Genomic DNA, 13,202 nt, shown 5'->3' with positions numbered 1-13,202 from the left:
GGTGCGCCACCGCATCCTGCGGGCCACGGTCGTCGCGGTGCTGTGCGCGCTGTTGCTGTTCGCCGTGCCGCTGGCCGTGGCGGTGCTGCGCCTGTACCGACAGGACGAGATCCGTGAGCTGGAACGGGCTGCCGACCGTGCCGCGCTGACCCTCCCCACGCAGGTTCGGGAGCTCAACCCGCGCGAGCTGCCGCGTCCGCGGTCCGGCACACGGCTGGCGGTGTACGACACCAGAGCGCGTCTGGTGACCGGATCGGGGCCGGCGAGTGGTGATGCCGCTGTACGGGCTGCCCTGGCGGGCTCCGTGCAGTCCCGCCAGGTCGGCGGGAACCTGGTCGTGGCGGTGCCGGTGGGGTCCGCCGAGCGTGTGCGCGGTGCGGTTCAGGTCAGCCGTAGCGCCGCGTGGGCATGGCGCCGTTCGGCGCTCACCTGGCTTGCCATGGGAGGGCTCGGAGCCTTGGCCGTCAGCGCCGCGGCCTTGGTGTCCGTATGGTCCAGCAGAAGACTGGCGCAGCCGTTCGAGGCGCTGGCGGCGACCGCGCGGCGACTGGAGAACGGTGAACTGACCGCGCGGGCCGCCACCTGCGGGCTGCCGGAGGCCGACGCGGTTGCCATCGCTTTGAACCGTGCCGCCGACCGGCTTGACCGGCTGCTGCAGCGGGAGCGGGCCTTCAGCGCCGACGCATCCCACCAGTTGCGCACCGCGCTGGCCCGTACGCGCCTGGAGCTGGAGAGCGAACTCACCATCAGTCCACCCTCCGACCCGCACGCAGCGATGCACGCAGCGCTGGAGTCGCTGGATCATATGGTGACGATCGTGGACGACCTGCTGGCCCTGGCGCGCGACGTACCGGAGCGTACCGTGCTGGATGTGGCGGCTCTGCTCACGGAGGCCCGAAGGCAATGGTGGGACGATCTCGCGGCGGCGGGCCGTCAGCTGCGGGTGGTGGTCGAGGACGACCTGCCGCCGGCCGTCGGTTCCCGGCAAGCCGCTTGCCAGGTACTCGATGTACTGATCGCCAACGCCGCGTCCCACGGCCGGGGAGAAGTGACCGTGCGGGCCAGGGATGCCGGCGACGTCCTGGCCGTCGATGTCGAAGACCAGGGCCCGGGGCTGCCCGAAGGGCAGGACGTATTCGCCCGCCGCCCGGCGGGGGAAGAGCACGGCATCGGGCTGACGCTCGCCCGATCCCTGGTGGAGGCCGAAGGGGGGCGTCTGTTTGTCTCCCGCCGGGCCCCACGTCCCTGCTTCACCTGGCTCATTTCCCGGCCGAACCCGCAGAACTCAGGCCCTGACCTGGACTGACGCAGGCATCCGCGCTTGGCAGGCGGCGCTTGTCGATGATTGCGACCTCGCCGACGTTGAAGGGCGGACGCTCGCACGGCCACGCTTTACCGTGGGCTAACCCTCCCCGCAGCGGACGTTAACCAGGTGCTCGATAGCGTGATTGATGGCGGAGTCCTGGATCGCGGATCGGCGATCGCCAGGTCGCGGTCTTACCGGCCAGCAACCCGGGAGCGGTTCGCTGCAGAGGGAGACGGTAGCGATGACAGGACAGATGGAACTGCCACCGCCCGACGAGGCCTGTGCCGCCGTACACGAAGGGCTCCCAGAGGGGAGTAATCAGTTCTGGTCCGGTGTGCGACTTCTGAACGAGTGCTTCGAGCGCGCATGCGACAGGGACCCGGAGCGCACCGCCGTGGAGTGCGGTGCGGAACGGCTCTCCTACGCCGAACTCGACCGGCAGGCGAATCGGCTGGCCCGGTTGCTCCTGGCGCGAGGGGTGGAGCCGGGCGACGGCGTGGGCATCCTGCTCGACCGGTCCCTGGACTCCTATGTGGCACTGCTCGGCGTCATCAAGTCGGGGGCGAGCTATGTGCCACTGGATCCGGCGTTCCCGGCCGACCGGCTGGAGTTCATCGTTCGGGACGCGGGGCTGCGCGACTTCGTGACGTCGTCATCCTTGTCCGACCGCACCCTGCACCTACAGTGCGCGGTGCTGAAGGTGGACCGCGTGGTGGATCGGCTGGCCGCGCTGTCGGCCGGGCGGCCCGGTGTCGAGATCACTCCCTCCTCTCCGTGCTACGTCATCTACACATCGGGCACCACCGGACGGCCCAAGGGTGTGGCGGTCTCGCACGCGAGCATCGTGAACTTCCTGCGGGTGGTCACGCCGTTCTACCGCGTGACCGGTCAGGACCGGGTCTATCAGGGCCTGTCGATCGCCTTCGACTTCGCGTTGGAGGAGATCTGGCCGGCTTGGATCGCGGGGGCGACGCTGGTCGCGGGGCCGGCTGGAGGCCGGATCGCGGGCCCGGACCTCACCGCGTTTCTGGCCGAGCGCGGCATCACCGTGCTGTGCTGCGTGCCCACGCTGCTGGCCACCCTCGAACCGGAGCTGCCGCGGCTGCGCACCTTGCTCCTGAGCGGCGAGGCGTGCCCCGCCGACCTGGTGCGCCGCTGGTGGCGCCCCGACGTACGCATTCTCAACGCGTACGGTCCGACCGAGACGACGGTGACTGCTACCTGCAGCGAACCGGTGCCGCACCGGCCGGTCACCATCGGCACCCCGCTGCCCACGTACCGGCTCTATATCCTGGACGAATCGCTTCGCACCGTTCCGGCAGGGGAGCCCGGGGAAATCTGCATCGGAGGTCCGGGCGTTGCGATCGGCTACGTCAACCGGCCCGCCCTCACCGCAGAGCGGTTCGTCCCCAACCCGATGGCCCGGGACCGCGCGGCCGCTCCGCGGGTCTACCGCACCGGGGACCGTGGACGGCGCACCACGACCGGCGAGATCGAATACTTGGGCCGGGTCGACACGCAGGTGAAGATCCGCGGCTACCGCATCGAACTGGCGGAGATCGAGGAAGTGCTGCGCGAGGACGATGCGGTGGAGAACGCGGTCGTCACACCGCTGGAGCGCGACGGCTCCGCTCAGGACCTCGTCGGTTACGTCGCCCTCGCCGCCAAGCCAAACACAGTCTCGGAGACAGACCTGCGGGAGCGTCTGCGAATCCGGCTGCAGGGCAGACTGCCGGGGTACATGGTGCCTGCACACCTGGAGGTACTTTCCGCGTTCCCTCTGCTGGCCGCGGACAAGGTCGACCGCGCCGCGCTTCCCGCCCCGGTCTCGCCCCCGCTGGGTCGGCGTTCGCGACCGCGCGTCGACCCCACGACACCGCTGGAACAGCGGCTGGCCGGATTGTGGGCCGACGTGCTCGGGTGCGACGCGATCTCGGTGGAGGAGGACTTCTTCTGCGACCTGGGCGGGCACTCCATGACCGCTGCCCGCCTGGTCTCGCGGATGCGGCAGGATCCGCGACTGCGGGACGTGGCCATGGGGGACCTGTACGCCCACCCCACGCTCAGGGGCCTGGCATCCTTCATCGAGGCCCTCGCCGCGGAGTCGCAAGCCGGGCCGCCGACCCCTACCGAGGCTCCCCCGGACCGCTGCACGACCCGGGTGATGGTCTGCGGCGTGGCCCAGCTCGCCGGACTGTACGCGTGGCTGTTCCTGCCCGCACTCGCGATGACCGTCTTGTTCTACCGGCTGTTCCGGTCCGGGTACAACCGGGTACCGGTGCCCACCGCCGGAGTCCTGGACCACCTCGTCCGGTTGCCGGTCCCGGCGATCACGCTCCTGGAGATCGGATGGCTCGCGATCACCTTGCTGGTGCTGCCGCTGCCGGTGAGCCGACTACTGATGGCCAAAGTCGGCCCGGGGAGTTATCCGCTGTGGGGCGTGACGTACTGGCGGTTCTGGATGCAGAGCAAGGTCCTCGCGCTGACGCCGCTGCGGCTGCTGGCCGGCTCTCCGGTGCTCGCCGCGTGCCTGCGCCTGCTCGGCGCGCGGATCGGCAGCCACTGCCATGTGCAGGCGATGGTGGCTCCACCGTCGCTGCTGCGGATCGGCGCGGGGACGAGCATCGGCTACGGGGCCCGGCTGCAGACCTACACCGTCGAGTCCGGGCGCCTGCGCCTGGGGACGATCCGGATCGGGTCGGGGTGCTTCGTGGGGACCAACAGCGTGGTGCTGCCGGGGGCCGTGATCGGCGATGGCGCCAGCGTGGGCGAGCAGTCGCTCGTGCCGGAGGACTGCGTCGTGCCGCGCGGTGAGCACTGGGCCGGCTCCCCGGCCACCCGGCAGGACACCGCGCCGGCACTGCTGCGGGACCTGGAAGCCCGAGCCGACGACGAACCCTGGCCCGCGTGGGTGCTCGCCGGGTACGGCGCGGGGGCGCTACTGCTCGTGCTGGGCCCGATGGTGATCTTCGGTTCCGCCTCGGCGCTGGTGGAATTCACCGCCTGGCGGTACGGCTTGGTATGGGCCCTGGCGGCAGTGGCAGCGGCCGGTCCGCTGGTTCCCCTGGCCACCTGCCTCTTCGCCCTCGTCACCAAACGCGTCGTGATGCCCTCCGCACATGCCGGGATCCACTCCGAACGCAGCGCTTTCGGGGTGCGCAAGTGGATCAGCGACGGCCTGATGCTGGTCAGCCTGACCATGACTCAGGCCCTGTACTCAACCCTCTATCTCGTGCCGTTCCTGCGGGCGATGGGCGCACGGACGGGGCGCTGGGCCGAGGTCGCCACCGTGAACTTCGTCGATCCCGACATGCTCGTTGTCGGCGAAGGCAGTTTCCTGGCCGACGTCAGCGTCGTGGGCCCGGCGATCTTCCACCGGGGCCGTATTGCCCTGGCCCCGGCGCAGATCGGACGGCGAAGCTTCGTCGGTAACGGCGCGCTGGTGCCCGGCTCCTGCCGGCTCGGCGACAACAGCCTCCTCGGGGTTCACTCGCTCGCGCCGACCAGGCCCATGGACCCGGAGACGACCTGGCTGGGTTCACCGGCGATCTTCCTGCCCCGCCGCGAGGCGAGCCAGGCCTTCCCCGCGAAACTGACCTACACACCGAGCCGCGGCCTTGTAGCGGCGCGCCTGGCCATCGAGTACTTCCGGGTCACCCTGCCAGCGACCGTCAGCGCCCTGAGCGTCCTCGGCGTCCTGTTCGCCGCACTGCACATGGTGGGTTCCCTCTCGCCCGCGGTGGTGGTGCTGCTCGGACCCGCCCTGCTCCTGGGCGCCGGTCTCGGCTGCACGGTGGTCGCCGTGGCAGTCAAGTGGGCGGTCGTGGGAAGGTACCGGCCACGTGTGGAGCCCCTGTGGAGCGTCTGGGTGCGGCGCACGGAACTGGTCACCGGCCTGTACGAGAACCTTGTGGTGCCGGTCCTGGTGAGCCTGCTCACCGGCACGCCGTGGATGGGCACGGTGATGCGCATGTTCGGCGCCCGCATCGGACGCCGGGTCTGGATGGCCACGACCTTCATGACCGAGTTCGACCTGGTCCACGTCGGTGACGACGCCGCCGTCGGCGAATTCACCTCGCTGCAGACCCACCTGTTCGAGGACCGTGTCATGAAGATGGACCGGGTCACCGTTGATGACGGCGCCTCGGTCGGACTCCGTTCTGTCGTCCTGTACGACGCACGCGTCGGTGCCGGTGCCGGTCTGGACGCGCTGTCCCTGGTGATGAAGGGCGAATGCCTGCCGGACGGCACCCGCTGGCGGGGCATCCCCGCCGCGCCCCGCCACGACCGCGCATCCACAACCAGTACGGCGCAGAACCGCGATCCCGGTCCCGGTCTTCCTTCTCAGCCATCCGCCTTCTCCAAGGGAGGCCCGTCATGATCACGCCACTGCACACAGGAACCCGCGAACCGGTATGGCCACACGTGGCCGGCGAGTTGCCCGGCCCCCGTTCGGCAGCACTGCTGGCTCGTCAGGAACAGTGGGAGTCACGGGCCCGTACCTACCCCCGTCACCTGCCGATCGCGCTGGCCGAAGGGGCAGGGAGCTTCGTCCGCGATGTCGACGGGAACCTCTTCATCGACTTCCTCGCCGGCGCGGGCGTCCTCTCTCTGGGCCACAACCACCCGGAGATCGTCCGCAGCGTGGCCCGGCAACTCAGCGCCCTCACCCACGGCCTGGACTTCCCCACCCCCATCAAGGACGCCTTCACCCAGGCCCAGCTCTCCATGTTGCCGCCGCGCCTGCGCGCCCGGATGAAAGTGCACTTCTGCGGACCCACCGGAGCCAACGCCGTCGAGGCAGCCCTCAAGCTCTGCAAGACCGCCACCGGTCGCGGGGGCGTCATCGCCTTCCGCGGCGGCTTCCACGGCAGCACGCACGGCGCCATGGCCGTCAGCGGCCTGGTCGCGCAGAAGACGCCTGTCCACGACGGGATGCCCGGTGTCCACTTCCTCCCCTACGGCTCCGTCGGCCCGTACCCAGCGGGACCAGCGAGCCGCCTCGGCCCCCAGGAGTGCGCCGACCAACTGGAGCAGACACTCACCGACAGCCTCGGCGGCGTCCCGCTGCCCGCTGCCGTCATCCTGGAAGTGGTGCAAGGCGAGGGCGGCGTGGTCATCGCGCACCCCGACTTCCTGCGACGCGTGCGGGTGATCACCCGCGCCCTGCACATCCCTTTGATCGTCGACGAGGTGCAGACCGGCTGCGGGCGCACCGGCACCTGGTTCGCGTTCGAGCAGTACGGCATCGAACCCGACGTGATCGTGTTGTCCAAGGCCCTCACCGGCATCGGCATCCCGGTCTCGCTCATCCTCTACGACGCCGCCCTCGACACCTGGGCGCCCGGCGCCCACATCGGCACCTTCCGCGGCAACCAACTCGCCTTCGCCGCAGGCGTGGAGACCATTCGCATCATCCGCCGGGACGACGTCCTGGGGAACGTACAGCGCAGGAGCGAGCAGATCGCGAACGCGCTCGGCGAACTCGTCGCCGCCCCCTGGGTCCGCGACGTACGCGGCCGCGGCCTGATGTGGGGCATCGAACTGGCCTGCCCCGACGACGGACGGCCCGCCCCGCGGCTCGCGGCAGCCGTGCAGACGCACGCGCTGCGGCGCGGCCTCATCGTCGAACGCGGCGGGCGCGAGGACGCCGTCATCCGTATCCTGCCCCCGCTCAACGTCACCGACGACGTGATCGACACCGCCACCACGATCCTCGTCGACGTCGTCCAAGCCTGCACATCGAAAGCGTTCGCCGGCTCCACCGAAGGAGGAGTCTGACGTCATGGCTCTGCTCGTCCAGAAGTACGGCGGATCCTCCATCCCGAGCCTGGAAAGGATCAAGGCCGTCGCCCAGCGCATCGCGGCCGCCCACCATGCGGGACACGACATCGTCGTGGTGATGTCCGCCATGGGCGGCACCACGAACCAGCTCCTGACGGACGCACAGAACATCACCGCCGCTCCTCCCCCACGGGAACTCGACGCCCTCCTGGCCACGGGCGAACAGGCCTGCACGGCATTGACCGCCATGGCACTCGACGCCCTCGGCGCCGAGGCCTGTTCCTTCACCGGCTGGCAGGCCGGCATCCTCACCTCGCACACCCACGGCAGCGCCGACATCATCGATGTCCATCCATACCGGGTCCGCAACGCACTCGCCCGCGGCGTCATCCCACTGGTAGCCGGCTTCCAGGGACTGATCTGCGGCAGCGCCGACGTCACCACACTCGGCCGCGGCGGCTCCGACACCACCGCGGTCGCCCTCGCCGCCACACTCAAGGCTGACGCCTGCGAGATCTACACCGACGTGTCCGGGGTCTACACCGCAGACCCCAAAGTCGTCCCCGAAGCCCGGCCACTGGCCTGCCTCACTCACCAGCACATGCGCGAAATGGCAGCCAGCGGCGCAAAGGTACTAGCTCTGTCCAGCGTGGAATACGCCCAAGAGCACGGCGTAACCCTCCACGTCCGCTCGTCCTACAACCACTGCCCCGGAACCATCGTGTCCGACGAGTTCTTCGACGTCACTTACGCGCAGCAGAGCCCGACCGTCATCGCCATAACCCACAACCCCCACAGCACCAAGATCACTCTGCCCGGCCGCCCCGAACCGGCACCAACCCTGCGCCTCCACGCAACCACATCCACCGGCGCCGGACGGTCCACCCCGCGCTCGTGCCCCTCGCACACCGGACACGGGGACGTCCCCTACGACGAGTACATCGCTACCGCCTCACTGATCGGGTCCGGCCTGTGCGCCCACCCCGAAACACTTGCGACACTCCGCAGAACCCTGACACGCGTCGGGATCCCCTTCACACCCTTGACCATGACGGACACACGAATCACCCTCATGTGCCCTCCCCCCTACCTTGCCGACACCGTTCGCGCGCTACACAAGGCGTTCCTCACCCACACGCCACAACCACCGGTCCCACGGCACAACCGCCAACTGACCCTGCAGCCATGATCCAGAAGTGCGGCACCGCCACGGTGGCGGATGGCGTGGGAGGATCCACGGGTTGATCATGGTGGAGGGGATCGTCGGTGAGGAGCGCGTCGCCGTCGTACAACCGTTGGACGACGGGGGCGGGGATCACGGCGGGGCGATCGGGACCGCCTCCGCCGGTGACGGGCTTGTACTCCACACGCCTCACCTCTCATTCCTCGTAGCGATCGGAACGCTAACCGCCAGTTGGCTTGCCTTCGTTCACAGGACACCCAAGACGTCGCGGAGCTGGTGGCGGCTACTGACGCCGAGTTTCGGATACACCTGGTAGAGATGCGAGCCGATCGTGCGGGGGGACAGCTTGAGCTTCTCTCCGATCTCCTTGTTGCCCAGGCCCTGCGCCGCCAGCCGTACGATCTGCTGCTGCTGGGCGGTCAGTTCCGACAGCGGATCGGGCCGGTCGGATGGCGTGGCGACGCCGCTCGCCCGAAGTTCGGCCCGCGCCTCGTCGGCCAGGGCGGCGGCACCGAGCCGGGAGAAAGCCTCCATTGCCGAGACCAGGAGTGGGCGGGCGTCCAGCGAGCGCCGTCGTCTGCGCAGCCACTGGGCGTAGTGAAGCCGGGCCTGCGCACGGGCGAGCGGCCACTGGTCACCGGCCGGGTTGACCAGGGCCAGGCGAAAGTGGTGCTCTGCCTGCGTCGGGCCGCCGACCAGCGCGGTGGCGTGGTGCAGGAGCAGCGTCATTCGGGTTGTCGGACGCGGTCCCAGCGCCTTGCGTACCGCCGCGACGACAGGCTCGACCTCCTCCTGGCGTCCGGTCCGCTGGGCGACGGCGGCGAGGTCGGCGATGGAGCCGTGGGAGAGGAAGTAGTGCAGGGGGGTGCCGTCCTGGTGGAACAGCTGCCGGAAGTGGCGCAGTGCCCCGTCGTAGTCGCCGGCGCTTGCGGCGGCGGTTCCCGCCGCGCGCAGCAACCGTGCGTGGGTGGCTGTGTTCTCCTCCAGGTTGACAACTGTCCAGGCGGGGTCCGTCAAGATTCCGGCATCGGTGGAGCGGCCGCGCAGGGCTTGCAGTGTCACTCGTAGGGCCTCGATGTCGACTTCGATGTGCTTCATCTTCTGGACGGCCGCCAGGGTTGCTGCCTCTTCCAGCAGTTCGTCGGCCTCTGCCCACCGCCCGACATCGATCAGGGCTGAGCCCATTGCCGAGAGGGCGATTGCGCCCGTTCCGATGGCTCCGTATGAGCGGAGCATGGCGAACGCCTGCCGGAAGGTGTCCACGCACAGGTCGGACTCGTCGGCCCACCAGGCAACCGCGCCCAACGTCTGCAATCGGATCAGCTCTGCGATGCCGGTCAGCGGCTCCAGCAAGCTCGGCCGCCGGGTTCGGCTCAACAGGGCAGGGGCGTTCCTGATCGGATCCGCTTCGCAGAGGATGACTGCCCGCAACGCGTTGACGGCCTCGTCCGCAACCAGCTCGGAGTAGGGCGTACTGACGGCGCTGGTCTCGATTGATTCGAGGAGGGGAACCAGCGGGCGCCTGACCTCGGACAGGCCTGACTGGAAGGCGACCGCACCGATCACGGCGGTCACCGCGAGCGTTGTCCTGGCGTCCTGCGGCAGGTCCGGTTCCAGGGCGCCAATCAGGAGCTGGAACGCTTCCCGCTGATGGCCGGACATGGAAAGGGCCAGACCGGCCCCGTTCGCCGCGACGCCGAGCAGGTCGCGGTCCTTGGTCAGTGCGGTGACCTTGGCGTAAAGCTCACGCACCCAGAAGGTGTCGCCCGCGTTGTTGGCGGCTCTCAGCGCCTTGGCGTATCGGCGGGCCCGATCCTCCAGAGCGGGACTGCACTCGGCGGATCGCTCCAGGGCCCGTGCGGCCGCGTAGAATCCGCCACGCTGTTCGACGAGTTCTGCGGTGTCCTCCAGGGTCGCCGCCACTGATTCATCCTGGCCGATGCAGGCCGCGGCCAAGTGCCAGGCCTGGCGTGCTGGATCGTTCCGATGCACGGCCGCGAGGTCGATGTGCGCTCGCTGGCGCAGGTGCGCCGAGGCGCCCTGGTAAGCGCTCGCGCGCACGAGCGGGTGCCGGAAACCCACCTGGCGGCCGGCAATCGTGATCAGTCCAGCCTCCTCTGCCGACGCCCATACCGACAGGTCCGTGCCTACTCCCGCTGCGGACATAAGGGTTTCCAGGTCCTCTTGGTCCGAGGAAGCCGCTGCGTAGAGCACCATCCGTCGGGTGGTGACCGGCAGCGCGCGCAACTGGGCGGAGAACATCTCCTGGATCCGCTGGGTCTGGGGCAGTGCGCCGTCGGTCGGACCAAGCGGGCTGCCCGACCGCACGGAACGGCACAGTTCGATGATGGCCAGAGGATTGCCGTCAGCCTGGTCCAGAACATCACTCCGGGCCCTGCCGGTAGGAGACTCGGGTTGCGCGTCCAGGAGGCGGGCCGCCGCCTGGACCGTCAGCGGTCCCAGCGACAGGACTGGCAGGTGCGCGACAGCAGCGTCCGGAGGTGTCAGCCCCCTGGCTGCGAGGAGCACCGTCACCGGCTCGGCCGCGAAACGGCGCAGCACGAACCCCAGGACGTCGAGGGAGTCGCGGTCGAAGAGCTGGATGTCATCGCCGAGCAGCACGACAGGTCGATGGCTCGAAGCCCCGGCCAGCAGGGTGAGGACGGCGACGCGCAGCAGCATCGGATCGGCGGGTCTGGTGATCGGTGCGAGGCCGAACGAGGTCTCCAGAACCTCCCGCAGATGGCCGGGGAGATCAGCGGCGCCGGGCATGAGCGGAAGCAGCAGCTGGTGCAGGGCTGCGAACGACTGTTCCGACTCCCCGTCAAAGCCCTGAGCCCTCAGCACATACGCCCCGGTCACCCGCGCGTGCTCGGCAGCGACCTCCAGCAACGATGTCTTGCCGCTACCCGCCTCGCCGATGATGAGCAGCGCCTGCGGGGTGCTCCGACCGTGCTCGATCGCGTCCAGGATCCGGCCGACCTCCGATTCCCGGCCCGCCAGCCCAGTGACGGGCTCCGGCCGGCTCGTCGCGCTGCGCCTAGTGCCCATGCTGTGCCCCAGCCGAAAGCAGTCGGGGAAAGCGCACGCAGGAACGACCGGTCAGCTCGTTCATGGTGTGGATCCCTCGTCCCGTCAGCGTCCGAAATGCCATGCGCTCCCTGCCCTTGCCAGCCAGACGACAAAGCATACTATTGCGCCATTCAGGGCAACGAATGACGCCCCTTTCTGGGTTCTGGCTCAAGTTGTGCGGTCCGTGACTGTAGGTAACCACTCAGATCTCGAAGAGGGCTTCCTCTTGTGGCGGGATTGGAGGGTCAAGGACATCGCGAAGGCGGGTAATGCCCCGGCGCCACTTCGAGCCGTTCGCAGCTTCGGCCCACTGATCGGCGAGCTCAGACAGCTCGGAGACGACTTGGTCCAAGGCGTCGACGGCGAGCATTCGAAGGTCTGCGGGCAACTTCCGTAGCGGTTCTGATGGACCGCAGTTCGGACACGCAGGTTCGCCGTCAGGGTGCTGTGCGACGACCAGGGCGGCCGCGGCCACTGCTCGCTCGCCGTCGGAGGTATCCAGATGGTCCGCAGGGTCGGCGGCGCGCTTGAGTGCACCGCGGATCATAGATTTCGATTCGTCGCAGGGCTGGTGGTGCTGGAGGCCGGAGCCAATGGGGTCAGCAACAGCGCGAGATCAGCGGTTGACTTCCCGCGCCGCGTTGCGCCAGCCGCACAGAGGCAGATCCGGAGCCTGCGCGAAGCCCTCTCACGGCCTCACGCCTGACTACCACCACAATTCGGCTGACCGTCACAGCGGCAGCTTCGCCTCTGCGGCAGCGGGGTAGACCTGGCGGGAGAGGAAGGGAAGTTGCAATCCGCGCGAGGATGCGAGGAGTGGCAGTGCTCTGCCGGTGAAGAGCGGGAGCGTGTTCGCCCCTCTCTCAGGGAGAACCACGGGCGCACGCCGACAGCACGCGGGATCATAGGGCATGAATCCGGATGACTGGCACCTCACCGAAGACCTCGACGACTTTCTCGCCCGAGCCGGGGACTTCCTGCACTCGCGCCCCGCCCTGCACACCATCCCGCTGACGGTGACCGAGGCACTGCGTACGCGCGGGGCGGACGCGTACGGCACCGAGGCTCCCATCTTCGGCAGGCTGGAGCGGGCGGGCGAGGTCCGCGCGACCTTCTTCCGTACCCCGCCCCGTCGCCTGAACCTCACACCCCTCGCCCCCGAGGAGGCTGACACCCTCGCCGCCCACCTGTCCGGCCTCGGTTGCCCCCTCCCCGGCGTCAGTGCGGACCACGACACCGCCACCGCCTTCGCTGAGGCTTGGCAGCGGCACACGGGAGCGATGCCGACGCTCCATGTGCGACAGCGCCTGTACCGCCTCGGCACGCTGACGCCACCGCGGCCGTTTCCGGAGGGCCGGGGTCGAGTCGCGGGCCAAAAGGATCGCGAGCAACTCATGCTCTGGTACCGCGAGTTCGCCGCAGCCATCGGATCAGTCACCTCCGCGAACGCCGGCTCCTGGGCCGACACGCGCATCGCCGACAGACGCCTCACGTTCTGGGAGACCTTGGATGGCACCCCCGTCTCCATGGCCGGCGTGACCCCGATGGTCGCCGGCCAGATCCGGGTGACCCCTGTCTATACGCCGGCCCACCTGCGCGGCCGCGGTTACGCGGGCGCCGCGACGGCCGAGGTGAGCCTGGCCGCGCTAACCGCGGGCGCGGCGGAGGTCCTGCTGTTCGCAGACCTGGCCAACCCCACCAGCAACGGCCTCTACCAGCGGATGGGGTACCGCCCGGTCGCCGACTTCACGGTGTACGACTTCTAGTACTCCAGCCGTACTTTTCCATTACTGCTGGTCAACGGCTTGGGTGTGGGGATTGTAGCGGGGTGGGTTTGGGTGCGGGGCGGTCTTGGCG

Annotated in this window: 7 protein-coding genes; 5 read left to right on the top strand and 2 right to left on the bottom strand. The window is 69.2% G+C overall.

Annotated features, from left to right (window positions below; all coding sequences use genetic code 11):
• Nucleotide 1 precedes the first annotated feature (1 nt).
• From ACFU6I_RS15715 to ACFU6I_RS15700, 4 genes are all read left to right on the top strand, one after another.
• The gene (locus ACFU6I_RS15715) at nt 2–1,306 is read left to right on the top strand and encodes an ATP-binding protein (RefSeq protein WP_384366130.1); all 1,305 of its coding nucleotides are present in this window, start codon (nt 2–4) and stop codon (nt 1,304–1,306) included.
• A 241-nt stretch (nt 1,307–1,547) separates the two neighbouring features.
• On the top strand, nt 1,548–5,687 hold the full coding sequence (locus ACFU6I_RS15710; protein WP_384366126.1) for a Pls/PosA family non-ribosomal peptide synthetase: 4,140 nt from the start codon (nt 1,548–1,550) through the stop codon (nt 5,685–5,687).
• Nucleotides 5,684–7,087 (top strand): aspartate aminotransferase family protein, encoded by a 1,404-nt coding sequence (locus ACFU6I_RS15705; RefSeq protein ID WP_384366123.1) that lies wholly within the window; start codon nt 5,684–5,686, stop codon nt 7,085–7,087. Before ACFU6I_RS15710 ends, ACFU6I_RS15705 begins: the two co-directional genes overlap by 4 nt.
• Nucleotides 7,088–7,091: 4 nt before the next feature.
• Nucleotides 7,092–8,279 carry an aspartate kinase gene (locus tag ACFU6I_RS15700; protein WP_384366120.1) on the top strand — a complete coding sequence of 396 codons (1,188 nt, stop codon included), beginning with the start codon at nt 7,092–7,094 and terminating at the stop codon, nt 8,277–8,279.
• 240 nt (nt 8,280–8,519) lie between these two features.
• On the opposite strand, the gene ACFU6I_RS15695 is transcribed toward ACFU6I_RS15700, so the two are convergent.
• Nucleotides 8,520–11,324: a helix-turn-helix transcriptional regulator gene (locus ACFU6I_RS15695; protein ID WP_384366117.1), complete on the bottom strand. Its 2,805-nt coding sequence runs from the start codon at nt 11,322–11,324 to the stop codon at nt 8,520–8,522.
• 223 nt (nt 11,325–11,547) lie between these two features.
• Nucleotides 11,548–11,940, bottom strand: a complete 393-nt coding sequence (locus ACFU6I_RS15690) for a DUF4259 domain-containing protein (protein WP_384366361.1) — start codon at nt 11,938–11,940, stop codon at nt 11,548–11,550.
• 316 nt (nt 11,941–12,256) lie between these two features.
• Here ACFU6I_RS15690 and ACFU6I_RS15685 point away from each other — a divergent pair, with 316 nt between their 5' ends.
• The gene (locus ACFU6I_RS15685) at nt 12,257–13,111 is read left to right on the top strand and encodes a GNAT family N-acetyltransferase (RefSeq protein ID WP_384366114.1); all 855 of its coding nucleotides are present in this window, start codon (nt 12,257–12,259) and stop codon (nt 13,109–13,111) included.
• Nucleotides 13,112–13,202: the final 91 nt, after the last annotated feature.

This window comes from Streptomyces sp. NPDC057486, from assembly GCF_042802415.1.
Taxonomy (GTDB): Bacteria; Actinomycetota; Actinomycetes; order Streptomycetales; family Streptomycetaceae; genus Streptomyces; species Streptomyces yanii.
The sequence above is the reverse complement of the archived record's forward strand: the minus strand, read 5'-3'. Positions and strand labels throughout refer to the sequence as shown.

Bases quoted from the DNA above. Each gene is read 5' to 3' on its own strand.
- ACFU6I_RS15685 (WP_384366114.1), top strand. From the start codon at position 12,257: ATGAATCCGGATGACTGGCACCTCACCGAAGACCTCGACGACTTTCTC.
- ACFU6I_RS15700 (WP_384366120.1), top strand. From the start codon at position 7,092: ATGGCTCTGCTCGTCCAGAAGTACGGCGGATCCTCCATCCCGAGCCTG.
- ACFU6I_RS15710 (WP_384366126.1), top strand. From the start codon at position 1,548: ATGACAGGACAGATGGAACTGCCACCGCCCGACGAGGCCTGTGCCGCC.
- ACFU6I_RS15695 (WP_384366117.1), bottom strand. From the start codon at position 11,324: ATGGGCACTAGGCGCAGCGCGACGAGCCGGCCGGAGCCCGTCACTGGG.
- ACFU6I_RS15705 (WP_384366123.1), top strand. From the start codon at position 5,684: ATGATCACGCCACTGCACACAGGAACCCGCGAACCGGTATGGCCACAC.